The following is a 26,778-nucleotide window of genomic DNA, read 5'->3' on the forward strand; positions in this document are numbered from 1 at the left end:
CCCCCCCCCCCCCCCCCCCCCCCCCCCCCCCCCCCCCCCCCCCCCCCCCCCCCCCCCCCCCCCCCCCCCCCCCCCCCCCCCCCCCCCCCCGGTGCTGTCCCGGTGCCCGCCCGGTCGTGCCGGGCCGGCTCCGGGTGACGTCAGTCGTGCCAGGCTCCGGCTTCCTCCAGCAGCGGCTGGAGCGACGCGAAGACCGCCGGGGAGGCCGCGAGCGCCAGTTCCCCGGAGGCCGGTTCCGAAGGCCGCCCGCCGGTCCGCGCGCCCGCCTCACGGGCGATCAGTTCGCCCGCCGCGAGGTCCCAGGGGTTCAGCCCGCGCTCCCAGTACCCGTCGAGGCGCCCGGCCGCGACGTCGCACAGGTCGAGCGCCGCCGAACCGCCGCGCCGGACGTCCCGCACCAGCGGGATGATCCGCGCGGCGACCTCGGCCTGGTGGGCCCGCCGCGTCTGGACGTACGCGAAGCCGGTGCCGATCAGCGCCTGGTCCAGGGGCGCGGCCGGCCGGCAGGCCAGCGGGGCGGTGCCCGACCAGGCCCCGCCGCCCAGCACCGCGTGGTACGTCTCCCCGCGCATCGGCGCCGCCACGACGCCGACCACCGTCTCGCCCCGGTACTCGGCCGCGATGGACACGCCCCAGCTCGGGAGCCCGTAGAGGTAGTTCACGGTGCCGTCCAGCGGGTCGACGATCCAGCGCACCCCGCTCGTGCCGGGGCTGTCCGCGCCCTCCTCGCCCAGCAGCCCGTCTGCGGGCCGCCGTTCGGCGAGGACGCCGGTGATCAGCTTCTCGGCGGCGATGTCCATCTCGGTCACCACGTCGATCGGGCTGCTCTTGGTCGCGGCCACCGCCAGATCGGCCGGCCGGCCGTCGCGCAGCAGCTCCCCGGCCCGCCGTGCGGCCTCCAGGGCCACGTCCAGCAGTTCGGTCCTCAGCTCTTCCGGGATCATGCTCTCCCCCTACGCGTACGGGCTGTCCGCACCGGCGGCCGCCGGCCGGGGTGCGCGGGCCGGGCAGCAGCCCACCGCGCACAGGTCGTGGCTCTGGCCCAGCGTGCCCACCCAGCACTCCTGCGGGCGCTCCCCGCGCTCGCGGGCCGCGCGCTCCAGCACCAGCTCCCGTACCGCTCCGGCGAAGCGGGGGTCGGCGCCGACGGTCGCGGAGCGCCGGGCCGGCAGGGCCAGCTCGGCGGCCTTGGCCGTGGCCTCGGTGTCGAGGTCGTACAGGACCTCCATGTGGTCGGATACGAAGCCGATCGGGACCATGACCACGGCGGGCGCGCCCTCGGCGTGCAGGGCCGCCAGGTGGTCGCAGATGTCCGGCTCCAGCCAGGGGATGTGCGGGGCGCCGCTGCGGGACTGGTAGACGAGCCGCCAGGGGTGCGCGGTGCCCGTCTCGACCGCGACGGCGTCCGCGATGACGCGGGCCACGTCGAGGTGCTGCTTGACGTAGGCCCCGCCCCCGCCGTCCTCGGTGTGGTCCTCGGCCGGGCCGGAGGTGTCGGCCGAGGCGTTCGGGATGGAGTGGGTGGTGAAGGCCAGGTGCGCCCCGTCCCGGACCTCGGCGGGCAGGGCCGCGAGCGAGGCCAGCACCCCGTCGATCATGGGTTCCACGAAGCCGGGGTGGTTGAAGTAGTGCCGCAGCTTGTCCACGCGCGGCAGCTCCAGGCCCTCTTCCGCCAGGGCGGCGAGCGCGTCGGCGAGGTTCTCGCGGTACTGGCGGCAGCCCGAGTAGGAGGCGTAGGCGCTGGTGGCGAGGACGGCGATGCGGCGGCGCCCGTCGCGGACCATCTCCCGCATCACGTCGGTCAGGTACGGAGCCCAGTTCCGGTTGCCCCAGTAGACGGGCAGGTCCAGCCCGTGCTCGGCGAAGTCCTTGCGCAGGGCGTCCAGCAGTTCGCGGTTCTGCGCGTTGATCGGGCTGACCCCGCCGAAGCCGAAGTAGTGCTGCCCGACCTCCTTGAGCCGCTCGCGCGGGATGCCGCGGCCGCGCGTGACGTTCTCCAGGAACGGCACGACGTCGTCGGGTCCCTCGGGGCCGCCGAAGGAGAGCAGCAGCAGGGCGTCGTAGGGGGCGGCGAGGCCTTCGGCCACCGGCGCGGCGGGTGCACGGAGCTGGTCTGACATGCCTCGAATCCTGCCACTCGGGTTCCGCCGGGGAGAACCGGCCGGTCCGCATCCCGGACGCGGCGTAGGTAAGGTAACCCTAAGCCGAAGCGCTGATTTTTCCCCATGCGGGCGCCTTGCCGGCGGTCCTAACCTGTATGGGCCGATGACGTCCCTTACGGAGCGACCTTGCCCAGTCCCTACCGCGCGATCTTCGCGGCCCCCGGCACCAAGGGGTTCAGCGCCGCCGGCCTCATAGGCCGTCTGCCGATATCGATGGTGGGCGTCGGCATCCTCACGATGATCTCTGAGATGACCGGCCGCTACGCCATGGCCAGCGCCCTCACCGGCACCCTGGCCCTCGCCGCCGCTTTCGTCGGCCCCCTGGTCTCCCGGCTGGTGGACCAGCACGGGCAGCGCCGGGTGCTGCGCCCCGCGACCGTGGTCTCCGTCGCCGCCGTCACCGGACTGGTGCTCGCGGCGGCGTACGGCCTGCCCGACTGGACGCTCTTCGTGTGCGCCGCCGTCGCCGGCTGCGTACCGAGCGTCGGCTCGATGGTCCGGGCCCGGTGGACCGAGCTCTACCGCGACTCCCCGCGCGACCTGCACACCGCGTACTCCTTCGAGTCCGTGATCGACGAGGTGTGCTTCATCTTCGGTCCGATCCTCGCCATCGGCCTGTCCACCACCTGGTTCCCCGAGGCCGGACCGGTGATCGCGGCCGGCTGTCTGCTCGTCGGCGTCTGGCTGCTCACCGCGCAGCGCTCCACGGAGCCGGCCCCGCATCCGCGCGCCCCGGACACCGGACGCACCTCGGCCCTGCGCTCCCCGGGACTGCAGGTACTGACGGCCACCTTCGTGGCGACGGGCGCGATCTTCGGGTCCATCGACGTGTCGACGCTGGCCTTCGCCGACGAGCAGGGCAGCAAGTCGTCCGCCAGCTTCATCCTGGCGATCTGGGCGGCGGGGTCCTGTATCGCCGGAATCGTCTTCGGCCTGCTGCACCTCAAGGGCAAGGCCGAACGCCGTTGGGTACTGGGCATCTGTGCGATGGCCGTGAGTATGATCCCCCTCCTACTGGCCGGGAACCTTCCGTTTCTGGCCGTGGCGCTCTTCGTCTCGGGCCTCGCCATCGCTCCCACGATGATCACCACGATGGCCCTGATCGAAGCGCACGTACCACGCGCGAAGCTCACCGAGGGCATGACCTGGATCAGCACCGGCCTGGCGGTCGGGGTGGCGGTCGGCTCCTCGGCGACCGGTCTGGTGATCGACGCGGCCGGAGCCCAGCGCGGGTTCGTGGTCTCGATCTCCTCGGGAGTGGCCGCGGCGGCGGTGGCGTTCGCGGGATACCGCCGGCTGACGAGGCCGGCGCAAGGGGAGGAGCCAGCCAGCGATGGCGACGTCGGGGACAGCAGCAGCGAAGAACGCACCGGCCGCGTGGCGTAACTGGGCGGGCAACGTCCGCTCCACGCCGGCGCGCGTGGTGACTCCGGCCTCGGTCGGCGAGCTCCAGGAGGCGGTCCGCCGGGCCGCCGGGGAGGGGCTGCGGGTGAAGGCGGTCGGCACCGGCCACTCCTTCACCGCGGCGGCCGCGACCGACGGGGTGCTCGTACGGCCGCAGGCGCTCAGCGGGATCCTGTCGGTCGACCGGACGGCCGGCACCGTCACCGTGGCGGCGGGCACCGCCCTCAAGGCCCTGAACAGGGACCTGGCCCGGCAGGGCCTCTCGCTCACCAACATGGGCGACATCATGGAGCAGACCGTCTCCGGCGCCACCAGCACCGGCACCCACGGCACCGGCCGCGACTCGGCCTCCATCGCCGCCCAGATCCGCGCACTGGAACTGGTGACGGCGGACGGCCGGCTGATGACCTGCTCCGAGAAGGAGAACCCCGAGGTCTTCGCCGCGGCCCGGATCGGCATCGGCGCCCTGGGCATCGTCACCTCGATCACCTTCGCGGTGGAGCCGCTCTTCCTCCTGACCGCCCGTGAGGAGCCGATGCGCTTCGAGCAGGTGGCCTCCGAGTTCGACCAGCACGTCGCGGAGAACGAGCACTTCGAGTTCTACTGGTTCCCGCACACCGGCAACTGCAACACCAAGCGCAACAACCGCAGCCAGGGCCCCGCCGCGCCGCCCGGTGCGGTCAGCGCCTGGATCGAGGACGAGCTGCTCTCCAACGGCCTCTTCCAGGCCGTCAACTCCCTGGGCCGCGCCGTTCCGGCGACGATCCCCTCGATCGCCCGCGTCGCCAGCCGCGCCCTGTCGGCGCGGACCTACACGGACATCCCGTACAAGGTGTTCACCAGCCCGCGCCGGGTGCGGTTCGTGGAGATGGAGTACGCCCTTCCGCGCGAGCGGGCGGTGGAGGCGCTGCGGGAGCTCAAGGCGATGGTCGACCGCTCCCCGCTGCGGATCAGCTTCCCGGTGGAGGTGCGCACGGCCCCGGCGGACGACATCACCCTGTCCACCGCGTCCGGGCGGGACACGGCGTACATCGCGGTGCACATGTACCGGGGCACCCCGTACCAGGCCTACTTCACCGCGGCCGAGCGGATCTTCACCGCCCACGGGGGACGGCCGCACTGGGGCAAGGTGCACACCCGGGACGTGGAGTACCTCGCCGCGGCCTATCCGCGCTTCGCCGAGTTCACCGCGCTGCGGGACCGGCTGGACCCGGACCGGCTGTTCGGCAACGACTACCTGAGGCGGATCCTCGGGGACTGACCCCCGCTCAGGGGGCGCCGGGGGACCGCTCCTCGGCGCCCTGAGCGAACAGGCAGTTCCGTTCATGCGGATTCTGTGGAGCAGGACACCCGGAAACGGCCGCGTCCGCAGGTGGACCCGGCTCCGGACCCGATTCCGGGCAGGCCGACTCCCACCGCCCGGGACAAGTTCGGCGGCGCGGCGGTCCACCCGGGTGGCCCGAATGGAGTACTGTGGCGAGCCCTGGGGCCGTCCTTCCTCGCGGATGTCCGGACCCGGGAGAGGGGGCCGGCTGATGCAGAAGCGGCGCTCAAGACCGGTGATGCCGCGGTATTGCACGGGCTCCTGCTGCGCACAGTAACCACTCGGTCACTGTGCGTGCCCAACAGGTAACCGTGCCATAACGTCGATCAAGGGCGCATGCCCGACACGCCGGTTTAACTCGGCAAGGTTGTGGCAGGCTGCACCCGGGCAGGCCACACTCGACTAGCGGAAGCAGCGACGCACGTGACGTCGGCAGGCACCACCCGGGAGGTCCCCATGCCCGAACTGCGTGTCGTGGCCGTCTCGAATGACGGAACACGACTGGTGCTCAAGGCTGCGGACAGCACGGAGTACACGCTTCCGATCGACGAGCGGCTGCGGGCTGCCGTGCGCAATGACCGCGCGCGCCTGAACCAGATCGAGATCGAGGTGGAGAGCCACCTCCGCCCCCGCGACATCCAGGCCCGCATACGGGCCGGTGCCTCCGCGGAGGAGGTCGCGCAGCTCGCGGGCATCCCGGTCGACCGGGTACGCCGCTTCGAGGGTCCGGTGCTGGCCGAGCGCGCCTTCATGGCCGAGCGGGCCCGCAAGACCCCCGTACGCCGCCCCGGCGAGAACACCGGCCCGCAGCTCGGCGAGGCCGTGCAGGAGCGCCTCACGCTGCGCGGCGCCGACAAGGACTCCGTGCTGTGGGACTCCTGGCGCCGCGACGACGGCACGTGGGAGGTCCTGCTGGTCTACCGGGTGGCGGGCGAACCGCACTCGGCGAGCTGGTCGTACGACCCGCCGCGCCGGCTCGTCGTGGCGGTGGACGACGAGGCCCGCTCCCTGATCGGCGAGGCCGACGACCTGCCCTCCACCCCGGAGCCGAGCTTCCCCTTCGTGCCGAGGATCGCCCGGCTGCCCCGCGACCGGCCGCTGGACCGCGCGCTCGACCGGCAGCTGGAGCGGCCCGAGAACCGGCCCTCCCCGCCTCCCGCGCCGGAGCCCGAGGAGGAACGGGACACCCTGACCAGCCTGCTGGAGGCGGTCCCGAGCTTCCGGGGCGACCTGGTGGTCCCGGACCGTACGGAGACACCCGCCGAGGAACCGGAGTCCGAGGAGCCGCCCGCCGCGGCGGCGTCCGCCGGCGCCGGTGCGGCGTACGCGGACGTGCTGATGCCGCGCACGGTGGCGGGCCACCGCGAGCGGCTGACCGGCACCACCGACCGGCAGGCCGAGGCCGACGGGGTCCGGCCGGGGCGCCGGGCGGCCGTGCCCAGCTGGGACGAGATCGTCTTCGGGACCCGGCGCAAGAAGCAGGAGTAGCCCGGCCGGCGGCACCCCCGAGGGGGCGCCGCCGGCCGCGGAACCGTCAGGGGTTGGGGCCGGTGGCCACGGGCCGCGCCGGGTCCGAGGACCACTGCGACCAGCTGCCCGCGTACAGGCTCGCCGCGATGCCGGCCACCTCCAGCGCGAGGACCTCGTGCGCCCCGGAAACCCCCGAACCGCAGTACACGCCGACCGCCGTGTCCCCCGCCACGCCCAGTGCCGCGAACCGGGCGCGGAGCTCCCCGGCCGGCAGGAACCGGCCGTCCGGGCCGACGTTCTCGGTGGTCGGGGCCGACACCGCGCCCGGAATGTGCCCGCCGACCCGGTCGATCGGCTCGACCTCTCCGCGGTAGCGCTCCCCCGCGCGGGCGTCCAGCAGCAGGCCCGTTCGGGCCAGCGTGGCCGCGTCGTCGGCCTCCAGCAGTCCGAACGCTCCCGGGGTTGGCTTGAAATCACCCTCGGTCGGTGTCACCGCCTCGGCGGTCAGGGCACCGCCGACCGCCGTCCACGCGGCCAGCCCGCCGTCAAGCACGCGCACGTTCGGGTGTCCCGTCCAGCGCAGCAGCCACCAGGCACGGGCGGCCGCCCAGCCCAGACCGCCGTCGTACACGACCACCGGCCCGTCGGCGCGTACGCCGGCCCGGCGCATCGCGACGCCGAAGTCCTCCGGGTCCGGGAGCGGGTGGCGGCCGCCCGCCCCCGGCGGACCTGCCAGTTCGCGGTCGAGGTCGACGTAGACGGCACCGGGGATGTGCCCGGCTTCGTAGGCGGGACGCTGGTCGGGGCCGCCCAGCTGCCAGCGGACGTCCAGGAGCACCGGCGGCCGGGGAGCGGCCAGCTCGCTCTTCAGTTCGGAGGCGGAGAGAATCGCAGTCATGCGCCCATCTTCCTCCCGGCCCTCGAACCCGTGTCAGAAGCCGGACGTCGACGGGCCGCAGTGATTCGGTCATCTCTGTTCCCGGCCCCGGTCGTGCGGCCGGTCGGGGCGCGCCGGATGCCGCGGAGTGGAAGCATCTGCGGGGACCAGGGACACGACGGCAGGAGACGGCTGACATGACGGAGGCATCGGGAGCTTCACGGCGCACGTCCGGCACACCGTGCTGGGTGAGTCTGATGGTGCACGGCCTCGGGAGCACGGAGGACTTCTACGCCGACCTGTTCGGCTGGGAGTACGAGCCCGGTCCCACCACCCAGTTCGGCCCGTGCGTCCGGGCCTTCCTCGACGGCGAGGAGGTCGCCGGGATCGGCGAGATGCCGCCGGACCGCCATCTTCCGGTGGCGTGGACGACGTACTTCGCCACGGACGACGCCGACTGCACCGCCGAGTCCATCCGGTCCTGCGGGGGCACGGTGGCGGTGGGCCCGCTCGACGCCGGGGCCGCGGGACGGATGGCGATCTGTTCCGACCCGCTGGGCGCGATCTTCGGGATCTGGCAGACCGAAGGGCTCCCCGGGACCCGGCGGGCGGGGACGCCCGGCACCCCGGTGTGGAACGAGCTGGTCACCCAGGACACCTCGACGGTCGGCAAGTTCTACGAGCACGTCTTCGGCCACGACGCCGAACGGCACCCGGACCTCGCGGCCGACTTCGACTATCTGACGCTGCGCCTGGGCGGCCGTCCGGTCGCCGCCGTCCACGGGGTCGGCCGCGCGCTGCCGCACGACCGGGGGCCGCACTGGATGACGTACTTCGAGGTGGCCGACCCCGACGCGGCCGCCGCCCGGGTGACCCAGCTGGGCGGCCGGGTCGTCGCACCGCCCCGGGACCGGATCACGGGCAGGCTGGCCATGGTGGCGGACCCGGAGGGGGCGGTCTTCGCCCTGGTGCGGACGGCTGCTCCCTAGGCCCGGACGGGCAGCAGTCGCGGGCGCTTCGCGCCGCGGCCGTCGCCGGAGGAGGTGCCGCGCAGCCGGCGGCCCAGCCAGGGGCCGAGGAACCCGGCCACCCAGGCCGCCTCGGCGGCGACGGCCCGGGCGCCGGAGCGGGGCGGCCGGGGCGGCAGCGGTTCCTTCCAGGCGCCGCCGCTGCCGGGCAGCTCCAGGGCCTCGGCGAGGGCGGCGGCGATACGGGCGTGGCCCAGGGGGCTGGCGTGGAGCCGGTCGGCGGTCCACAGGCGCGGATCGGTGGCGACGGCCGCCCGGCCGGTCTCGGCGACCACGACCCCGTGCTGGCCGGCGGCGGCGCGGACGCGGGTGTTGAGCTCGGTCACCCTGGGGCCCAGCGGCCGGGCCAGGGGTGCGATGCGCGCCACGTCCGGGAACGTCACGGTGGCCACCCGGGCACCGGCTGCCGTGAGCACCGCGAACACCTCCTCCAGCTCCCCGGCCACCTCTGCGGCGTCGAAGCGCGGCCGGAGCAGGTCGTTGACCCCGGCGACGACGGTCGCGACGTCCGGCCGCAGCTCGAGGGCGGGCGCGAGCTGTTCCGCGCGGACCTGCCCGGCGAGCCGGCCCCGGACCGCGAGGTTCGCGTACAGCAGCCCGGGAGCGGCGGCCGCGAGGTGCCCGGCGAGCCGGTCGGCGAAGCCCCGCAGGCCCGTCGTGTCGTCGCCGTCCCCGAGCCCCTCGGTCTGGCTGTCGCCCAGGGCGACGTAACGCAGGTACTCAGTCCTCCGCACGGTTGGTCCCCTCCCTCCGCCTGAGCACGTCCGCCGTGCGCAGGCACCAGTCCCGGTGGCCCTCCTCGAAGGCCACCCCGCGCAGGCAGGTCAGGTACCCGCCGATCCGCTCTCCCCGGAGCAGGTACGCGTCCTCGTCCATCCCGCCGCGCATGGTCCGCAGCAGCGTGCGCAACAGTTCGATCTTGGCCTCGGCGGCGGTGGCCCGCTGCTCCAGCTGCTCGATGACCGGGGCGGTGCCGATGCGGTCGGCGCTCTGGACCTTCACGAGGAGGTCGTCGCGGATCGAGGAGGGCTTCGAGGGGGCCCCGGCGAACCGCTCCAGTTCGGCCCGCCCGGCGTCGGTGACGCGGAACAGCCGCTTGTTGGGCCGGGACTCCTGCACCACCTCCCGGCCCGCGACCAGCCCGTCCGCCTCCAGCCTCGCCAGTTCGGCGTAGAGCTGCTGGGGCAGGGCGTGCCAGAAGTTCGCGACGCTGATGTCGAACGCCTTCGCCAGCTGGTAGCCGCTGTACTCGCCGTCGAGCAGTGCCGCCAGTACCGCGTGCCGCAAGGCCATGGCCGGTATCCCTCTTCCCTTTCGGTGCCCCTCCCGGCAGCATAGTCAACAATATGACTAGTCGCCTCGTTGAGTAGTCACCGACTGGAGGAGGGGCCATGGAGACCGCCGAACGCTTCCGCGCCGCCGTGGAGAAGCGCGACCTCGCCGCGCTGGACGACCTGTTCGCGGAGGACATCCGGCTCTACAGCCCGGTGAAGTTCAAGCCGTTCGAGGGCAAGGCCGCCGTGCTGGGCCTCTTCGGCGTCCTGCTGCGCACCTTCGACGACCTGCGCTACCTGGGGCGGCTGGAGGGCGCGGCCGAGACCTGCACGGACGGCGAGGAGGCCCGGTCGGTGATCCTGCCCTTCCGGGCGCTGGTGGCGGGCAAGCAGATCCACGGCATCGACCTTCTCCAGTTCGACGACGCGGGCCGGGTGAAGGAGTTCACGGTGATGGTCCGCCCCCGCTCCGCTGTCGACACCCTGGGCCGGGCGGTCCTGGCCGGCCTGGTGGCCGACGGTCTCGTCCCGGAGGCCTGACGGCGTGTCGCCGTGGGTCCGCCGCGGCCCGGTACGAGGATGTGGCGGGCGTTCCGCGACCTGACGGAGCGCGCCCGCACGGCTACGCGACGCCCCGAGAAGCCGCCCGCGAGTACTGTGGAAGGGCTTCCGGGGGCGCACCGGCGGATGGGGTTCAACGTGTCGACATCGAGTCACGAAACGTTCGGCGCACCCTGCTGGGTCAGTCTCATGGCCCGCGACCTCGGTGCGGCGAAAGAGTTCTACAGCGCGGTCCTCGGATGGGAATTCGGGCCCGCCCACCTCGGCGAGGCCTTCACCGTCGGCTTCGCCACCGGGATCCCGGTGGCCGGTCTCGGCGCGCTGCCCCCCACCCTCAGCATCCCCGTCGCGTGGACCCCGTATTTCGCGGTGGACGACGCGGACGTCACGGCGGCACGCATCCGGGAGCGCAGCGGAACGGTGGCCGTCGGCCCCCTGTCCTTCGGCACCGGCCGGGCGGCGCTCGCCTCCGACCGCGACGGGGCGGTCTTCGGCATCTGGCAGGGCGAGGCCATCCCCGACTGGGGTATGGGCGGCGACGCGGCGCCGGCCTGGCTGGAGCTGCACACCAGGAACGCCTTCGACGCCGCCATCTTCTACGGCGAGGTCCTGGAGTGGGCCTGCGACCACGGGAACTGCTGCGAGGTCGCCTACGTCGAGGAGGACGACCGCATCCTGCTCCGCCGCGCGGGCAGGACCGTGGCCCGCCTGCACGGCGGAACGCTCGCGGAGACCCCCGACCCGCACCTGAGGCCGCGCTGGCGCGTCCACTTCCGGGTCCCGGACCTCGACGCCGCCGTGGAGGCGGCCACCGCGCTGGGCGGCAGCACCGTACCCGCCGGGGACTCCGCCGCCTTCCCCGACGAACGCACCCTGAGGGACCGCGACGGCGCCGTGTTCAGCATCGTCGGCCCGGCCTCGCCCGGCCGCTTCTGACGGTGGAAGGCGGCCCGGCGCGCGCCTGGCGTCAGCGGGGCCGGTACTCGGCCCAGGTCTTGGGGGTTTCGGAGACCTTCACCGCCGTGAGCTCGGGGATCCGTTCCGTCCAGAGATCGAAGATCCACACGGCGAGGTTCTCCGCCGAGGGTGAGGCACCCCCCCCCCATCGCCTCGTTCAGGTGACGGTGGTCGAGGGTGTCGTCCATCCATCTCTTGAACGCGTCGAGGTCCCGGTAGTCCCGCACGAACCCCGCCTCGGTGAGGTCCTCCCGGCGGGCGCGGAGCTCGAGCACCACGACGTAGTTGTGCCCGTGCATCCGGGCGCAGGGGTGCCAGCTCGGCAGCCGGTCGAGAACGTGACTGGCCGAGAAGTGGAACTCCTTGGTGATCGTCAGCATGGCCACCCCAGTTCGGCCGCGAGCGGCGGAAAGCCCACCGGCATGAGTGCTCCGCGCATCACCGGCCGGCCCCGCCGTCTCCGAGAATGGCGCGGTTGAGCGATACGCCTGCCAGGAAGCGTTCCCGCATCGCCTGATCGGTGATCAGGTCCGCCTTGCGCAGGACCTCGTCCCGTGCACGGCCGAGCAGTGTCCGCGCCTCGTCCTCGGATCCGCGTGCCGAGAGGACGAGCGCCGAGTGGTAGAGGACCTCCTCCGTACGCAGGGCGGGCATGTCCCCGACCTCGTCCAGGATGCGCAGGGCCTCCCGCGCGTGCTCCTCGGCTCCCGCCACGTCGCCCTTGCGCACCAGGATCCGGCTGCGCAGCGAGTGCGCGGCGATCTCGCTGCGCACCATGCCGCTGCGCCGCGTCTCGACGCACGTGGCGACCGCCAGCCGTTCCGCGCCGTCGAGCTCCTCCCCGTACTCGCCCGCATGGTCGAGCAGCACTTCCGCGTAGAGGTTCCGCACGATGGGGACCAGATTGGCCAGCCACGTCCGCTCGGTCTCCGCCCAGGCCTCGGTGATCAGCCGGCGGCTCTCGTCCGGGTCCTCGGATCGCTGCGAGACGATACGGGCGAGGAGCGCCGCGTTGTACGCGTGCCAGGCGCTGTCCCCGCCACGGTCCGCCTCGAACTCGAGGGCTTCTCGCAGGGCCTCCTCCGCCTTCCCGTAGTCGCCGAGGCCCACGTGCACCTGGGCGAGGTAGTTGAGCGCCATGGGCAGCTCCGCCCGCAACGGCTCGTCGCGCAACCGCGCGACGCACCGGGTGAGCCTCGTCAGCGCCTCGGTCAGGTGCCCGCTGTCGAAGAGGGTGATCCCGAGCTGCATCTCCCCCAGGTTGCGGGCGTGCTGCAGGACCGGCTCACCGCTGCCACCCAGGCGCGGGTCCGAGGCGTACATGCGTTCTGCTTCCCGGAGCTGTTCCAGGCCGTCGGCCAGCCTGCGCTTGGAGACCTGGCGGCCGTATTCGACACGGGCGACGAAGAGGGCGACGGGGTCCCCGTGCTCCTCGGCCAGCTCCACGGCCGCGGCCAGCTTCACCAGTGAGGGGCCGAGTCCCTGCGTGGCGAGCAGGGTCTTGCCGCGCAGCAGCGTCGCGCGGACGGCCAGTTCCGGCTCCCCGCACCGGGCCGCCGCGTCCTCCGCCTCAGCCGCCAGACCGTCGATGTCCGGTCCGCCCGCGGGCCGGCTCTGCCCGCGCCAGCGCACCTCGGTCAGCGAGAGCAGCAGCTCGACCGCCTGTACGAAGCGCCGGTCCCGGCCCTCCGCGCCCGCGGGGAGCTCCCGGGTGGCCCTGATCACCTCTTCACAGTGCCGCTCGGCCTCGGCGAAGGAGAGCCCTTCCGTGGCCGCGTCGCGCGCGAGTGCCAAATGGGCGTCGGCCGACGCCGCGAGACAGGCGGGGCCGCCCTGCCTCAGATGACGCGCGATCTCCAGCCGCCGCTCCATCGACGTGGTCTCCGGTCCCGCCTGGCCGAGCGCCACGGCGATCCGTGCGTGCCGCGAGCGCGTCTGCTCGGCGCTCTGCTGCCCGTAGACGACCGTCCACAGCGCGCGGTGCTCGAAGCGGTAGCAGTCCGCCGCTTCCCAGCGCGCCCACGCGGGAGGCGCCTCGGGGACGATCAGCCGGTGGTCGCGCGCGATCAGCCGGAGCCGCTCCATCACCACGTCGTGCGCCACACCCGTGACCGCCGCGACCGTGCCGGACAGGAACACCTCCCCTTGGGCGGCGCCCGTGGCGAGCAGGACACGGTCCTGCTCGGTCAGCATGCGCAGCCGCTCCTCCACCACCCGCGACAGGGAGGGCGGCAGGGCCACATCCGCCCCGTGGTCGGGGCTCCACTCGTCCAGGCAGAGCGTCACGAAGATGGCATGGCCGCCCGTCAGTTCCGCCAGCCGGTGCGAGAGGGCGGGCGGAGCCGCCGGATGCCGCTGTGCGACGAGTTCGGCGATCGCGTCCTGCGGCAGTCCCCTCATCGTCCTGCGCCGCAGCAGCCCTTCGGTGGCCCAGCGGTGCAGCAGCGCCTCGACCTTGGACTCCCGGCCGTCCGCGTACGCTCCGTCGCTGGTGTGGCCGAGCACGATGGCGAGCCGCTCCCGGGGCAGTCTGCGCAGGAGCTGGTCGAGGACGAACTGGCTGCTCTCGTCGATGTGCTGGACGTCATCGATCACGAGCGCGGTGGGCGGGCCCTGCCTGACCACCTCCAGCAGACCGTCGACGATCCTGAGCGCCGCCGCGTGCCGGAAGGGCAAGAGGCTGTCGAAGGGCATCGACCCGGATTCGAGCGAGGCCTCGGTGATCTCCCGGCCCAGCGTGAACACCGCTCCGAGCCCGGGAACGATCGCGGACAGCACCTCCGGAGCCGACCGGACCATCCCCTGCCCGGTGGCGCCGAGCATCCTCCTGAAGACACCGCGCCGCCGGGGCTCCTGGTCCTCACCGAGCCTGAGGAGGAGATCGAGCACCGGCCCGTACATCAGGTCCGGCCCGATTCCGGGCTGGCACCTGGCGGACACGATCCGGCACCTCACCGGACCCGGCGACACGACGGCCTCGGCCTCGAAGGCCCTCAGCAGCGCGGACTTGCCCATTCCTGACACGCCGTCGAAGACGACCGCCTGACCGCCCCGCCCCTCCGTGAGCCCGGCCAGGACCGAGCGCAGTTCCTCCATGTGCTCCACGCGATCGACGAATCCGATCGGCACTACACGTCCCCCGTCCCACGGCTTTCGGAGCTTCACGGCCCACATCGGCACGCGCCGCCAACGGTAGGACATCCGCGTCCGGTTCGCCCGTGACTCGGCGAGATGCCCTCAAAGGCGCGTGCCGGCTGGTCGGTCTGCTCCGGCGCGAGGAACTGGGCGGCTCCAGGCTCACGGAGACGAAGGAGCGGTCTCCTTGCGGAGGGGGTCTGGGACCGGGTCGCCGGAGAGGCGGACCGTGCTGAGGATGCGCATGACCAAGTCGTCGCGGACGGCTCCCTGGACGCCCGACCGGCCGTAGAAGTCCCAGGCGACGAAGTCACCCTTGGAGTTCTTGAAGCCGAAGGCGATCGCCCAGCCGTCCCCCGCGCACTTGTGGTCCTTCTTGGCGCCCTCGGTGCGTGCCTTCACGTAACTCCCCTTGACCCCGGCCTTGGTGGTGTAGGCCACCGGCTTGTCCCACTTGACGACCTGCTTGTCCGGGGATGCGAACGCGGAGTACGCCCAGGCCGTCGCCGTCTTCTCGGCGACCTCGTCGGTGGTCTTGGCGCCGTCGGCGCCCTTGGTGCCGGTGGACGCGAGCGCGATGTCGTTGACGTAGCCGTCGCCGTTGGCGTCCAGACTGCACCACTTCTTCTTGAAGAAGGCGGGCGCGGTGTGCCCGATCGCCGGCTTGTCGGGGTTCTTGTCGTCCGAGAAGCCGCTGAAGATCTGCGGCTCCAGGACCTCCCAGTCCGGCGGTACGTCGAAGGCGGTGCCGTGCGCCGGATTCACCACGACCTTCCAGCCCTTGACCGTCGGCTTCACCGAGCCCGGGGCACCCGGGGAGGCGGAGCCGGACGGGGAACCGGAGGCGGGTGCGGGGGAAGCGGGCCCCCCGGCGCCGTCCGCCGTGCCGCCGTCCCGGAACAGGACCACGGCGGTTGCCGCGGCGGCCACCCCCACGGCCGTCGTCACCGATATCGCCACGACGGCCTTCCGCCGGGGCGCGGAACGCGGCGCCGGTCCGGGAGGCGGAGTCGGCGCGCCGGAAGGGTACTGCTGGTGCGCACCGGGCGTGGCGCCCTGCCAAGGTTGGCCGAATACGCTTGGTCCGTAGGGGCCGGTCTGGGAGCCCTGCTGTCCGGGATCCGGCTGCCGGTATGGGTTTTGCCCGGGGTTCTGCCTGCTCTGGTCGCCATCGGGCGTCTGCTGTCCTGGCCACATGGCGCGCAACGATAGGGCGGTGGCCGCCGCTCGTCACGCTCCGGGGCGGGGAGCGTGCGGATCCGGCCACCCTTCCCGCCGGGGTCCCGCGACCTACTTCCCGAAGGACAGCAGGGAGTGGTCCACCTTCTTCGGCTCCGGGCTGCGGACGGACCCGTTGAGCAGGAAGACGCGTCCCTCGACCCAGGCCAGCCGGACGCTGGAGGTGTAGAAGGCGGACTGGGGCCCCTTGGCGATCTTCGGGCTCTGCAGGACTATCTGGGGCCGGCCTCCGCCCGTCGGGATGGCCGCCATCGCCGCGGACAGGCCCTTGTCCGTGTCGACGTAGACGACGACCTTCCCTTCCTCGATGGCCAGGGGGAACATGACGCGGCCGTCGGGGCCCGTCGTGCGCCACTTCACCTGACCGGTGTTGAGGTCGACCGCGATCACCTCGTCGGGTTTGTCGACGTGCAGCGGGTACTTGGCGTCGGGTGTGCCGCCCGCGATGTAGAGGGTGTCCGCGTCGGCCACCGCCGCGGGGCAGTCGTGCAGGTCGCCGCTTCCGCTGCCCCAGCCGTTGCACCGCTTGCTGACCCCGAAGGAGGCATTGGTCTGCGAGCGGACCTTGCCGTCGGCGGCGAAGGCCGTGATGTGCCAGACCTTCTCCTGCGTGTTGTAGGTGCTGACGACGAGCGGGTCGACGGACAGGATCTGGCCGAGCTTCGCGCCCTTCGCGTACTGGTAGCTCCACTTGGCAGCGCCGGTCGCCGGGTCGACCTCCTCGATCACCGCCTGCCCGTCGGCCGAGCCCTGGCCGTAGCATTCGCGTACGAGCATCAGCCGGGCGGTGCCGCCGCCGAACGTCGTCGGGGGGCAGCCGATGCTCGGTGTACCGAAGAGTTTGTGCCCGTCGGTGACCGAGAAACCGCTCATGACCGCGGCACGCGCCACCGCGACGGTGTCCCCCGAGATGGCCAGCCGCAACTCCGAGGCACGGTCGGAGGCCTTCTCCTTCGGTATCTCCAGCTTCCAGCCCGCCTGGCCCGTGGTGAGGTCGACCTGCTGGAGGTGGGTGCACTCGGAGGTCGCGCTGTCCTTCTCGCGGACCCCGACGACGATCTTCCCGTTCGGGGCGGGACTCTCCGGGACCCCGCACAGCGCAGTGGCGAGGGGAAGCTTCCACTTCTCCTTGCCGTCGGTCGCGGTGTAGGCGGTGATCTCCTTGTCCATCGCCTTGATCACGGCGTCCCCCACGCGCCAGGGGCCGTACTGCGAGGCTCCCGAGCCGGCGAGTTCCGTCCGGTTCGACACCAGCCAGACCCGGCCCTCGCCCGGCTGGATCCCGGCGTTGGGGTCGAAGACGAACGGGGGGCCGCCGGGGCCCCGGCCGTCTCCCTGGTCCACGGACGCGGACACGGCGGGGGCGGCGGTGTCGCCGTCCCCGGCGTCACCGGAGCCGTCGCGGAGGAGGACGTACGAGCCGCCGCCGAGGGCGAGCAGAGCCGCGACCCCGGCCGCGACCAGCGCACCACTCCTGCCCCGCAGGCCGCGGCGGGGCAGGGGCACGAAGTCCGCTGCCTGCACCGGCGGGCGGGCGTAGGGATTGCCCGGCACGGGCCCCGATCCGGGCGGTGGCGTCCGGTAGACGGAGCCGTATCCCGGCCGGACCGTCGGCGGTTGCCGATCAGGGCCCGGCGGTTCGTCGAAGTCGCGACCGGTCATGGGGCCAGTGTGGCTGGCGGGACGGCCGAACTGGGATACATTTTTGGACTACCTCCCGTCACCGTGCCCGATTCCGGCCCCCGGCTCACCCTCTCAGGCGTGGTTGACCGGGAGGACGTCCGGCGAGAGGGCGCTCGCGTGGGCCGCGGCGCTCGTCATCCGCCTGCGGTGGTGGCGGCGGCAGAGGACCTCGTAGCCGATCTCCTCCGCCGGACGGTTCACGTCCCCGACCACCACCTGGGCGCCCTCGACCACCATCTCCCCGCCCACCGTCCGGGCGTTGTGCGTGGCACGCGCGCCGCACCAGCAGAGGGCCTCGACCTGGAGCTGCTCCAGGCGGTCCGCCAGCTCGATCAGGCGCTGGGAACCCGGGAAGAGCTTGGTGCGGAAGTCCGTCGTGATGCCGAAGGCGAAGACGTCCATGTGGAGGTCGTCCACGATGCGTGCGAGCTGGTCGATCTGGCCGGGGGCCAGGAACTGCGCCTCGTCGACGATGACGTAGTCCGCCTTGCCGCCCTTGGAGAGCTGGGCGACGAGGTACGCGTAGAGGTCCATGCCCTCCGTCGCCTCGACCGCTTCGGTGACCAGTCCCAGACGGGAGGACAGCTTGCCCTGGCCCGCGCGGTCGTCCCGCGTGAAGATCACGCCCACCAGGCCCCGCGCGGAGCGGTTGTGGGTGATTTGCAGAGCCAGCGTGCTCTTTCCGCAGTCCATCGTTCCGGAGAAGAACACCAGCTCGGGCATGGGAAGTACGGGACCTTTCGGGTCAGGGCGGGAGAAGGGCGAACAGGGGTGGTCAGGTGCGGACTTCGAGCAGCGGGACCAGCTGCTCGGCCGGGGTCATGGAGCCGTGCATGCCGGTGAGCGCCGACTCGTTGGGCTCGTTGCGGGAGGCGGTGATCGCGGCGTCGGCCTGGGCCGCGGCGATCACGTCGCCGATCCGCCCGAGGACCCGCTCGTCGCACTCGCCCGGCGTACCGAACCAGCCCAGCTCCAGGGCCTCTTCGCGGCTCGCGACCCAGAAGCGGTCCCCGAGCACCTCGCGCCACACGGTCAGTACGTCGGCCTCCGCGCCCGGCACCGCGTAGACGTGCCGGGCCCGGCCCTCGCCGCCGAGCAGGGCCACGCCCGCGCCCAGCTCCCAGTCCTCGTCGAAGTCGATCCGGGAGTCCTCGTCGAAGGGGACGTCGACCATGCCGTGGTCCGAGGTGACGTACAGGGCGGAGCGCGGCGGCAGCTGCTCCGCGAGGCGCTGCACGAGCCGGTCGACGTACATGAGCTGGCCGCGCCAGGCGTCGGAGTCGACGCCGTGCCGGTGGCCGGCTCCGTCGAGTTCGCTGAAGTACGTGTACACGAGCGAGCGCTCGCCCGCCGCGAGCTGGATCGCCGCGAGGTCCATGCGTTCCTCGCCGGTCATGCGGCCGTGGAAGGTGCCGCCGCTGAGCGCGATCTGGGTGAGCGGGGTGGTCTGGAAGTGCGGCGCGGACACCTGCGCGGTGTGCACCCCGGCGGCGTCCGCGAGCTGGAAGACGGTCGGGTACGGCTGCCAGGGCTTCGGCGGGGTCCAGGGCTGCCAGCGGAGCTGGTTCATCAGCTGGCCGGAGGCCGGGTTGCGCACGGCGTAGCCGGGCAGGCCGTGCCGGGCGGGCGGCAGGCCGGTGCCGACGGAGGCCAGGGAGGTGGCGGTCGTCGCCGGGAAACCGGACGTGATCGGCAGGCCCGTGCCGCCGCGCGAGCTCGCGAGCAGGGAGGTGAGGAACGGGGCCTCGCCCGGGTGCGCCCTGATCTGCTCCCAGCCCATGCCGTCGACCAGGAACACGCAGTTCCGGTCGGCCGGGGCCAGCTCGGTGATCCCGGCGGTGAGGCCGGGTACGCCCTGGCCGGCGGCGAGGGTGGGCAGCAGGTCGGCGAGCGAGCCGGAGCCGTACTGCGGGACCGGGGCGCCCGCGAGGTCGAGCAGTTCCGGTTCGTCCTGCCAGTTCGAGGGCACGGAGTACGACATCAGCGGGCGGGACCGGAGGTCGCCGCCGTCGCCTCGCTGAGCGCCTGCGCGAAGACCAGCGCCTGGCGGACCGTCTCGGGGCCGTCGCCGGCCTCGCTGACGCGCAGGCTGAGGTCGTCGGCGGTGGAGTTGCCGGTGTAGCCGTGGTCGGAGTCGCAGTTGGGGTCGCCGCAGGCGGCGGGCTCCAGGTCGATGCGCGAGACGGCGCCCCAGCCGATGGTCAGGACGACCTCGCGGGGCAGCTGGCCGGGCGTGTACGACTCCGGGTTGGCCACGACGCGGCTGAGCACCACGGAGGAGATGCTGGAGAGCTTGACCGACTCGGTGGAGGTGGTCGCGTACGGGGAGGGCGACCCGGCGTCGGCGGCCTGCTCGTCGGTGTGGCTGACGATGAACCGGTTGCCGGTCAGGACCAGCACGGTGACGTGCCGGCGCACCTCGTTGGAGTCGAAGGTGGTCTCCTGGTGGACCAGGTACGACGAGATCGGCTCGCCGCCCACCGCGGCCTCCACCGCCTCGGCCACGAGGGCCGGGTAGTAGCCGCTGCGCTCGATGGCCGCGCGCAGTCCCTGGGTCGTCGTACCGGATTTCGCCATGAGGTCCATCCTAAGGCCCGTACGGGCTGCCCCTGCCTGCCGTGCGCTCAGTAGCTCGGCAGGGTGCGGGGCCCGAGGTCGGTCCGCGCGGGCGGGTGGGCCACGCGGACGGTGGCGCTGAGCACGGAGAGCCCCTCGGTGGCGACGACGACCGGCTCCAGCGAGACCCCGGTCACCTCGGGGTGGTCGTCCACCAGCCGGGACAGCCGCAGCAGCAGCTCCTCCAGGGCGGGGGTGTCGACGGGGTCGCTGCCGCGCCAGCCGAAGAGCAGCGGCGCGGTGCGGATGGAGCGGATCAGGGCGGCCGCGTCCCGGTCGGTGGCGGGGACCAGGCCGTGCCCGGTGTCGCCGAGCAGCTCGGAGGCGACTCCGGCGAGCCCGAAGGACAGGACGGCTCCGGCGGCGGGGTCGACGGTGGCCCGGACGACGGTGTCCACCCCGCGCGGAGCCATCGTCTGCACCACGGGCTGGAGCTCGGCCGGCTTGCCGAGGGCGTCGGTGAGCTCCTCGTACGAGCGCCTGAGCTCGGCCTCGGTGGTGAGGTCGAGGCGTACGCCGCCCAGGTCGGCGCGGTGGCGCAGGTGCGGGGCGGTGGTCTTGAGGGCGACCGGGTAGCCGAGGACCCGGGCCGCGCGGACGGCGGCGTCGGGGCTGGGGGCGGGGAGGGCGGGCAGGACCCGGATGCCGTAGCGGCCGAGCAGCTCGCGGGCGTCGTCCTCGTCCAGGGTCAGCGCGGTCCCCTCTTCGACGCCGGCCAGCAGGGTGGCGAGCCGGGCGGCGGCGCCGGCCTCGTCGATGTCCTCGTACTCGGGGACCTGCCCGGTCTCGGCGTTGTCCCGGCGCCAGCGGGCGTACCGCACGGCTTCGGCGACGGCCTTCACGGCGCGCTCGGCGGCGGGGTAGGCGGGGATGCGGCCGGCGCCCTCGGGGCCGGCCTCGTCGCCGCCGGGCTCGTCGCCGTCGGGCTCGTCGCCGCCGGCCGCGGGCCCGGCGGGCGGGAGGGGCGCCGCGGGGGGCTCGGCGCGGGACGCGTCGCCGGCGGCGGACAGGGCTTCGACGAGTTCGCCGAGTTCCACGTGCACGACGGCCACGGGCTTGCCCGGGACCTCGGCGACGGCCTGCCGCAGCGCCCGCGCGAGGTCGTCGGCCAGCTCGCGGTCGCTCACGGACGGGATGGCGGTGACGACGACGGCGTCGCAGTCGTCGGAGGCGAGGGCGGCGCACAGGGCCGTACGGAAGTCGGCGGGGCCGGCGGCGGTCGTCAGGTCCAGCGGGGGCAGCGGGCGCAGCCCCTCGGTCAGGCAGGCGTCGTAGGTGAGCACGCCGAGGGACTCGGAGTTGCCGAGGATCGCCACCCTGGGTCCGGCCGGCAGTGGCTGGCCGGCCAGCAGCAGGCCGACGTCGACCAGCTCGGTGACGGTGTCGACGCGGATGACGCCGGCCTGGCGGAGCAGCTCGGAGACGGTGGCCTCGGGGAGCCGGGTGCCGGGGACGACGTGTCCGGCGGGGGTGTGGCGGCCGCCCCGGGCGACGACCACCGGCTTGGCGGCGGCCGTGCGGCGGGCGAGGCGGGTGAACTTGCGGGGGTTGCCGAGGGTCTCCAGGTACATGAGGGCCACGTCGGTGGCCTCGTCCTCGTACCAGTACTGGAGGATGTCGTTGCCGGAGACGTCGGCCCGGTTCCCGGCCGACACGAAGGACGACAGTCCCTCTCCGCGCCGCAGCAGGGCCGACAGCAGGGCGATGCCGATGGCTCCGGACTGGGTGAACAGGCCGATCCTGCCGCGCGCGCCGGCGGGGGCCGGGGCGAGCGAGGCGTTCAGCTCCACTTCCGGGGCCGTGTTGATCACCCCGAAGGCGTTGGGCCCGATGAGGCGCATCCCGTACGAGCGGACCTGCCGCACCAGTTCTCGCTGGCGGGCGAGTCCGGCCGGCCCGCTCTCGCCGTATCCGGCGGACAGGACCACCAGCCCCTGCACGCCGTGCTCCCCGCAGGCGGCGACGGCGTCGGGGACGCGTGCGGCGGGGACGGCGATCACGGCGAGGTCGACGGGGGCTCCGATGTCGGCGAGGCCGCGGTAGGCGCGCACGCCTTCCAGGAGGTCGCCCTCCATGCCGGGGGCGCGGGCTTCGTTGACGGCGTAGAGGTGCCCGCGGAAGCCTCCGTCGCGCAGGTTGCGCAGGGCGGTGGCGCCCACGCCCGCGCCGGAGCGGCTGACTCCGATCACCGCGACGGAGCCGGGGGCCAGGAGCCGCTGCACGGAGCGGGCCTCGGCGCGCTGTTCGCGGGCGCGCTGGACGGCGAGGGACTCGGCGGTGGGTTCGAGGTCGAGGGTGAGGTGGACGGAGCCGTCCTCGAAGCTGCGCTTCTGCTGGTAGCCGACGTCCGTGAACACCTTGATCATCTTGGTGTTGGCGGGGAGCACCTCGGCCGCGAACCTGCGGATGCCCCGCTCCCGCGCCACCGCGCCGATGTGCTCCAGGAGGGCGGAGGCGACCCCGCGGCCCTGGTGGGCGTCCTGGACCAGGAAGGCGACCTCGGCCTCGTCCGCGGGGGCGGAGGCGGGCCGTCCGTCGGGCCCGATGCGGTCGAAGCGGACGGTGCCGATGAACTCCCCGCCGATGGTCGCGGCCAGGCCGACCCGGTCCACGTAGTCGTGGTGCGTGAAGCGGCGGACGTCGCGGTCCGAGAGGCGGGGGTAAGGGGCGAAGAAGCGGTAGTACTTCGACTCGTCCGAGACCTGCTCGTAGAAGCTGACCAGGCGGCCCGCGTCCTCGGTGGTGATGGGGCGGATCCGGGCGGTGCCGCCGTCGCGCAGCACGACGTCCGCTTCCCAGTGGGCCGGGTACGAGGGGTCCGACGCGGTGGTCATGGGGTCACCTTAAGGGGCGGCCCGGGCAGGTGTACGGGTGCGGTGGGCGGGCCGTCCGGCGAGGGCGCGGCGAATGCGGCGGACCGGGGCGAACCAGTGCAAGCTGGGGAGGGTCGAACGGCGGTGGATCCGGGCCGGAGGGCGGGCCCGAGCATTCCGGACGGCGTGAGAGACTGGTCTAGACAACCGCAAGAACCTGAAGGGCATCACCATGGCAGAGCGCCGCGTCAACGTCGGTTGGGCCGAGGGCCTGCACGCTCGTCCCGCCTCGATCTTCGTCCGGGCGACGACCGCCTCCGGCGTCCCGGTGACCATCGCGAAGGCCGGCGGCGACCCCGTCAACGCCGCGTCGATGCTGGCGGTCCTGGGCCTGGGCGCCCAGGGCGGCGAGGAGATCGTCCTGGCTTCCGACGCCGAGGGTGCCGACGTCGCGCTCGACCGCCTCGCGAAGCTGGTCGCCGAGGGCCTCGAGGAGCTTCCCGAGACCGTCTGACCCCTTCGGGTCCGGTACGCCGGAAGCCGCGGTCCCCGCCCACCACCTCGGGGACCGCGGCTTCCGCGTTTTCCGGCCGCCCGGGAGACCGGACGACGGGCGACGGGCGACGGAAGGGCAAGGCCCTCTCGCACCTCCGGGCAATTCCGAATTCCATGCAAGGGAACCGGAGCACGGCACGTAATACCGGTCGGGAAATCCGAGGAAAACCGGCACCGCACGGATATCCCTCCGTTGTATACGGGACGTGTTAATGCGGAGCGCTCGCCGTGTTTACGGCAGGTTGCGGATTCCTCACCCTCGGCCGGTGCGCCCCGGCCGTCCGCTGCGCGTGCAGCGCGGTCAGGGCCCGGGCCCGCTCCGCGTCCCCGCGCGCGACCGCGTCCACGATCGCGCCGTGCTCCGCCCAGCACTCCACGGGCTGTGCGGGGGCCTCCACCACGTACATCCAGGCGATCTTGTGCCGGGTCTGCGTCAGCAGGGCGATCAGCCCCGGGCTGCCCGAGGCCTGGGCCAGCGTCTCGTGGAACCAGCTCCCCAGGGCGCGCAGGTCCTCCCCCTGGCCCCGGCCGGCCCGCTCCCGGCCCAGCCTGACCAGTCCGCGGAGCACCTTCAGGTGGCCGTCGGTGCGCCGGCGGGCGGCCCGGGAGGCGGCGAGCGGCTCCAGCAGCATCCGCAGCTCCAGCAGGTCGGCGGCCTCCTGCTCGGTCGGCTCGGCCACGCAGGCCCCCGCGTGCCGCCGGGTGGTGACGAAGCCCTCGGACTCCAGGGTGCGCAGCGCCTCGCGGACCGGGACGCGCGAGACCCCGTAGCGGCGGGCGAGCACCTCCTCGGTGAGCCGGCCGCCCGGCCCGAAGAATCCGGAGACGATATCGTCGCGAATCGCTGTGCACACCGCGTGCGCCGGAATACGCAAGGCCGGACCTCCGCTGGGTTTCGGTTCGGTTTATCGTGGCCGTGCTGCGACTCTATTGCAACACGCGATAATTTCCGAGCGGGCCCGGAAATCCGGAACAATCGACGGCCGGCCGGTGGCGCGAAGGCGACGGCGACAGCGGCGGACACGCGGCGGAAGAAGGCACGACGAAGAAGGCCCCGGCTCGGTGAGCCGGGGCCTTCTTCGGTGAAGCGCGCTGCGGGTCAGATGCCGACGCCGCGGTTGCGCAGGTACGTCAGCGGGTTGATGTCCGAGCCGTACGAGGCGCCCGTGCGGGCCTCGAAGTGCAGGTGCGCGCCGCTGGAGTTGCCCGTGTTGCCCGACAGGCCGATGACCGTGCCGGCGCCGACCTGCTCGCCGACGGAGACGTTCAGCGAGGACATGTGCCCGTACTGGGTGTAGGTGCCGTCGTTGTGGCGGATGACGACGTTGTTGCCGTACGCGCCACCCCAGCCGGCCTCGACGACGGTGCCCGCGCCAACGGCGTGCACGGAGGTGCCCTGGGCGACGGCGAAGTCGATGCCCGTGTGGCTGCCGGAGGACCACATGCCGCCGCCCGCGCCGTACTGGGTGGTGACGGAGGCGCTGACCGGGGCCACGAAGGCGTTGGAGCGCTTGCGCTCCTCCTCCTTGGCCTTGGCCTCGGCGGCCTCACGCTCGGCCTTGGCCTTGGCCTCGGCGGCCTCGGCGGCGCGCTTGGCCTCGGCGGCCCGCTGCTTCGCCTCGGCCTCGGCCTGCGCCTGGGCGGCGACGGCCTCGGCGGCGCGCTGCTGGGACTCGGCCTGGACCTCGATGTCGTCCTGCAGACCGTCGGCGACGACGATCGCGTTCTGACCGGTGTCCTCCATGGACGGAGCGCTGCTGTTGTCCGCCGCGAAGGCCGGAGCGGCCAGGGTGCCGACCACGCCCGTGGTGGCGAGGGCGGCGATGCCGGCGTAGCCGGCGGTCTTGCGGCTCAGACGGCTGGAACCACGGTGCTTACCAGAACCGGCGGCACGACTGCCAAACGCCATGAAGGGGGTGATCCTTTCCTTCCCTCTCGCCTACCGGGTTAGCTGACGGGTTCGGAGCAGGAAGGTCTCCTACGGGCCTCCTCTTGCGAGGGGGTCCGATTCACCCCAGGGACGCATGTGGGTCCCCGGCTCCCCAGGCTCGCGCCTGACGGGGACTCGGCGATCGCTGTCCGGTGCCGCGGGTGCGGCGGGTACGAACTGACGAACAGCACGGCCGACGCTAGGCGGATCGTCAGTCAATCGCCAAACAGACGAGCGCTTTTGTTGCGTACGCCACACCGCATACACGCAGCCACTCCACCAAACGGACAAAGGGGGCTTCGGCGGATGTTCCGCCGAAGCCCCCTGGAAACGGGGCCGGTTGCCGGCCCGTCTCAGGCGGTGCGCCGCTCAGTTGGAGACGACGGTGACCTCGCCGATCCCGAGGGCCAGGACGGGCTCCTCGATCTGCGCGGCGTCGCCCACCAGGATGGTGACGAGGCGGTCCACCGGGAAGGCGCTCACCACGGCCGAAGTGGCTTCCGCCGTACCGGTTTCGACCAGCCGCGCGTACAGCCGCGACTGGAAGTCGTCCGGCAGCTCCTGCTCCACCTGGTCGGCGAGCGTGCCGGCGACCGAGGCGGCCGTCTCGAACTTCAGCGGGGCCACGCCCACCAGGTTCTGCACCGCCACGTCCCGCTCGGCGTCGGTCAGTCCGCCCTCCGCGAGGGTGCGCAGCACCTTCCAGAGGTCCTCCAGCGCGGGACCCGTGTGGGGGGTGTCCACCGAACCGCTGATGGCGAGCATCGAGGCGCCCTTGCCGTCGGCGGTCGAACGCAGCACCTGCCCGAAGGCCCGCACGCCGTACGTGTAGCCCTTCTCCTCGCGCAGCACCTTGTCCAGGCGGGAGGTGAGGGTGCCGCCGAGGCAGTAGGTGCCGAGCACCTGCGGTGCCCAGACGATGTCGTGCCGGTCCGGGCCGATCCGGCCGATCAGCAACTGCGTCTGGACGGCGCCCGGCCGGTCCACGATGACCACGCGGCCCCGGTCGTCGGCCGTCACCGGCGGGACGGGGCGGGGCGCGGCCGTGTCGCCCGTCCACGTGCCCAGGGTGTCCGCCAGCAGGGCGTCCAGGTCGATGCCGGTCAGGTCGCCGACCACCACCGCGGTGGTGGTGGAGGGGCGTACGTGCGCCTCGTAGAAGGCGCGTACGGCGCCGGCGTCGATCCGCGCGACCGTCTCCTCGGTGCCCTGGCGCGGACGGGACATGCGCAGCGTCGCGGGGAACAGCTCCTTGGAGAGTTCCTTGGCGGCGCGGCGCTGCGGGTTGGCCAGCTCGTGCGGGATCTCGTCGAGCCGGTTGCGCACCAGGCGGTCGACCTCGCTGTCGGCGAAGGCGGGCGCGCTCAGGGCCTCGGCGAGCAGTGCGAGCGCCTTGGGCAGCCGGGAGGCCGGGACCTCCAGGGAGACCCGCACGCCGGGGTGGTCGGCGTGGGCGTCGAGCGTGGCGCCGCAGCGCTCCAGCTCGGCGGCGAACTCCTCGGCGGAGTGCTTGTCGGTGCCCTCCGACAGGGCGCGGGCCATGATCGTGGCCACCCCGTCGAGCCCCTCGGGCTCGGCGTCCAGCGGGGCCGCGAGGTTGACCTCGACCGCCACCACCTGCTGGCCGGGGCGGTGGCAGCGCAGCAAGGTCAGGCCGTTGGGGAGCGTGGAACGCTCGGGGGCCGGGAAGGCCCACGGCTTCGCCTCGCCGGCCTGCGGCCGCGGGTGGAAGGTCATCGTGACGGCTGCG

Annotated in this window: 22 protein-coding genes, 1 pseudogene and 1 riboswitch; of the genes and pseudogenes, 7 read left to right on the forward strand and 16 right to left on the reverse strand. The window is 73.2% G+C overall.

Going from position 1 to position 26,778, the window contains the following annotated elements; genetic code table 11:
* Window positions 1–140 precede the first annotated feature (140 nt).
* Together ACZ4WZ_RS22360 and ACZ4WZ_RS22365 are read right to left on the reverse strand one after the other, a co-directional pair.
* Window positions 141–944: an inositol monophosphatase family protein gene (locus ACZ4WZ_RS22360; RefSeq protein ID WP_467892810.1), complete on the reverse strand. Its 804-nt coding sequence runs from the start codon at window positions 942–944 to the stop codon at window positions 141–143.
* Between the two features lie 9 nt (window positions 945–953).
* Window positions 954–2,120: a ferrochelatase gene (locus tag ACZ4WZ_RS22365; protein WP_467892812.1), complete on the reverse strand. Its 1,167-nt coding sequence runs from the start codon at window positions 2,118–2,120 to the stop codon at window positions 954–956.
* A 168-nt stretch (window positions 2,121–2,288) separates the two neighbouring features.
* Here ACZ4WZ_RS22365 and ACZ4WZ_RS22370 point away from each other — a divergent pair, with 168 nt between their 5' ends.
* The 3 genes from ACZ4WZ_RS22370 to sepH all read left to right on the forward strand — a co-directional run bounded on the left by ACZ4WZ_RS22370 (window position 2,289) and on the right by sepH (window position 6,378).
* The gene (locus ACZ4WZ_RS22370; RefSeq protein ID WP_467892814.1) at window positions 2,289–3,548 is read left to right on the forward strand and encodes an MFS transporter; all 1,260 of its coding nucleotides are present in this window, start codon (window positions 2,289–2,291) and stop codon (window positions 3,546–3,548) included.
* On the forward strand, window positions 3,496–4,827 hold the full coding sequence (locus ACZ4WZ_RS22375) for a D-arabinono-1,4-lactone oxidase (protein WP_467892815.1): 1,332 nt from the start codon (window positions 3,496–3,498) through the stop codon (window positions 4,825–4,827). Before ACZ4WZ_RS22370 ends, ACZ4WZ_RS22375 begins: the two co-directional genes overlap by 53 nt.
* 519 nt (window positions 4,828–5,346) lie before the next feature.
* Entirely contained in the window at window positions 5,347–6,378 is a 1,032-nt protein-coding gene (gene sepH, locus ACZ4WZ_RS22380; RefSeq protein ID WP_467892817.1) for a septation protein SepH, read from the forward strand.
* Window positions 6,379–6,424: 46 nt separating this feature from the next.
* Here the strand turns inward: sepH and ACZ4WZ_RS22385 are convergent, their stop codons facing one another.
* On the reverse strand, window positions 6,425–7,258 hold the full coding sequence (locus ACZ4WZ_RS22385; RefSeq protein WP_467892818.1) for a sulfurtransferase: 834 nt from the start codon (window positions 7,256–7,258) through the stop codon (window positions 6,425–6,427).
* A gap of 176 nt (window positions 7,259–7,434) precedes the next feature.
* On the opposite strand from ACZ4WZ_RS22385, the gene ACZ4WZ_RS22390 reads away from it, so the two are divergent.
* The gene (locus ACZ4WZ_RS22390) at window positions 7,435–8,226 is read left to right on the forward strand and encodes a VOC family protein (protein WP_467892820.1); all 792 of its coding nucleotides are present in this window, start codon (window positions 7,435–7,437) and stop codon (window positions 8,224–8,226) included.
* On the opposite strand, the gene ACZ4WZ_RS22395 is transcribed toward ACZ4WZ_RS22390, so the two are convergent.
* Together ACZ4WZ_RS22395 and ACZ4WZ_RS22400 are read right to left on the reverse strand one after the other, a co-directional pair.
* Window positions 8,223–8,999 carry an SGNH/GDSL hydrolase family protein gene (locus ACZ4WZ_RS22395; protein ID WP_467892822.1) on the reverse strand — a complete coding sequence of 259 codons (777 nt, stop codon included), beginning with the start codon at window positions 8,997–8,999 and terminating at the stop codon, window positions 8,223–8,225. The two genes, ACZ4WZ_RS22390 and ACZ4WZ_RS22395, sit on opposite strands and share 4 nt — an antisense overlap.
* Entirely contained in the window at window positions 8,986–9,558 is a 573-nt protein-coding gene (locus tag ACZ4WZ_RS22400) for a PadR family transcriptional regulator (RefSeq protein WP_467892823.1), read from the reverse strand. Before ACZ4WZ_RS22400 ends, ACZ4WZ_RS22395 begins: the two co-directional genes overlap by 14 nt.
* A gap of 98 nt (window positions 9,559–9,656) precedes the next feature.
* Here ACZ4WZ_RS22400 and ACZ4WZ_RS22405 point away from each other — a divergent pair, with 98 nt between their 5' ends.
* Complete coding sequence (locus ACZ4WZ_RS22405) at window positions 9,657–10,079, forward strand: nuclear transport factor 2 family protein (protein WP_467892824.1); 423 nt, start codon at window positions 9,657–9,659, stop codon at window positions 10,077–10,079.
* Window positions 10,080–10,289: 210 nt separating this feature from the next.
* Window positions 10,290–11,036, forward strand: coding sequence for a VOC family protein (locus ACZ4WZ_RS22410; RefSeq protein ID WP_467892825.1), 747 nt, complete (start codon window positions 10,290–10,292; stop codon window positions 11,034–11,036).
* A 31-nt stretch (window positions 11,037–11,067) separates the two neighbouring features.
* Here ACZ4WZ_RS22410 and ACZ4WZ_RS22415 read toward each other — a convergent pair.
* The 8 genes and pseudogenes from ACZ4WZ_RS22415 to ACZ4WZ_RS22450 all read right to left on the reverse strand — a co-directional run bounded on the left by ACZ4WZ_RS22415 (window position 11,068) and on the right by ACZ4WZ_RS22450 (window position 22,564).
* Window positions 11,068–11,437: pseudogene (locus ACZ4WZ_RS22415) on the reverse strand (6-pyruvoyl trahydropterin synthase family protein).
* A gap of 58 nt (window positions 11,438–11,495) precedes the next feature.
* Window positions 11,496–14,153 carry an AAA family ATPase gene (locus ACZ4WZ_RS22420; RefSeq protein ID WP_467892962.1) on the reverse strand — a complete coding sequence of 886 codons (2,658 nt, stop codon included), beginning with the start codon at window positions 14,151–14,153 and terminating at the stop codon, window positions 11,496–11,498.
* 201 nt (window positions 14,154–14,354) lie between these two features.
* Complete coding sequence (locus ACZ4WZ_RS22425; protein WP_467892826.1) at window positions 14,355–15,152, reverse strand: DUF8017 domain-containing protein; 798 nt, start codon at window positions 15,150–15,152, stop codon at window positions 14,355–14,357.
* Between the two features lie 330 nt (window positions 15,153–15,482).
* A complete protein-coding gene (locus tag ACZ4WZ_RS22430; protein ID WP_467892828.1) occupies window positions 15,483–17,093 on the reverse strand; it encodes an outer membrane protein assembly factor BamB family protein in 1,611 nt (536 codons plus the stop codon).
* A gap of 93 nt (window positions 17,094–17,186) precedes the next feature.
* A complete protein-coding gene (locus tag ACZ4WZ_RS22435) occupies window positions 17,187–17,837 on the reverse strand; it encodes a thymidine kinase (protein WP_467892829.1) in 651 nt (216 codons plus the stop codon).
* A gap of 52 nt (window positions 17,838–17,889) precedes the next feature.
* Complete coding sequence (locus tag ACZ4WZ_RS22440) at window positions 17,890–19,095, reverse strand: alkaline phosphatase family protein (RefSeq protein ID WP_467892831.1); 1,206 nt, start codon at window positions 19,093–19,095, stop codon at window positions 17,890–17,892.
* Window positions 19,095–19,691 carry a DUF5998 family protein gene (locus ACZ4WZ_RS22445; protein WP_388938311.1) on the reverse strand — a complete coding sequence of 199 codons (597 nt, stop codon included), beginning with the start codon at window positions 19,689–19,691 and terminating at the stop codon, window positions 19,095–19,097. Before ACZ4WZ_RS22445 ends, ACZ4WZ_RS22440 begins: the two co-directional genes overlap by 1 nt.
* 47 nt (window positions 19,692–19,738) lie before the next feature.
* On the reverse strand, window positions 19,739–22,564 hold the full coding sequence (locus ACZ4WZ_RS22450) for a bifunctional acetate--CoA ligase family protein/GNAT family N-acetyltransferase (RefSeq protein WP_467892833.1): 2,826 nt from the start codon (window positions 22,562–22,564) through the stop codon (window positions 19,739–19,741).
* 211 nt (window positions 22,565–22,775) lie between these two features.
* Here ACZ4WZ_RS22450 and ACZ4WZ_RS22455 point away from each other — a divergent pair, with 211 nt between their 5' ends.
* The gene (locus ACZ4WZ_RS22455; protein WP_361598842.1) at window positions 22,776–23,057 is read left to right on the forward strand and encodes an HPr family phosphocarrier protein; all 282 of its coding nucleotides are present in this window, start codon (window positions 22,776–22,778) and stop codon (window positions 23,055–23,057) included.
* A gap of 250 nt (window positions 23,058–23,307) precedes the next feature.
* On the opposite strand, the gene ACZ4WZ_RS22460 is transcribed toward ACZ4WZ_RS22455, so the two are convergent.
* The 3 genes from ACZ4WZ_RS22460 to ACZ4WZ_RS22470 form a co-directional block, all read right to left on the reverse strand.
* Window positions 23,308–23,973, reverse strand: coding sequence for a GntR family transcriptional regulator (locus ACZ4WZ_RS22460; RefSeq protein ID WP_467892835.1), 666 nt, complete (start codon window positions 23,971–23,973; stop codon window positions 23,308–23,310).
* 224 nt (window positions 23,974–24,197) lie between these two features.
* On the reverse strand, window positions 24,198–25,007 hold the full coding sequence (locus ACZ4WZ_RS22465; RefSeq protein ID WP_467892836.1) for a M23 family metallopeptidase: 810 nt from the start codon (window positions 25,005–25,007) through the stop codon (window positions 24,198–24,200).
* A 12-nt stretch (window positions 25,008–25,019) separates the two neighbouring features.
* Window positions 25,020–25,179: riboswitch (cyclic di-AMP (ydaO/yuaA leader) on the reverse strand.
* A 218-nt stretch (window positions 25,180–25,397) separates the two neighbouring features.
* Window positions 25,398–26,765: a M16 family metallopeptidase gene (locus tag ACZ4WZ_RS22470; protein WP_467892963.1), complete on the reverse strand. Its 1,368-nt coding sequence runs from the start codon at window positions 26,763–26,765 to the stop codon at window positions 25,398–25,400.
* Window positions 26,766–26,778 lie beyond the last annotated feature (13 nt).

This window comes from Streptomyces sp. NPDC029122 (assembly GCF_055569445.1).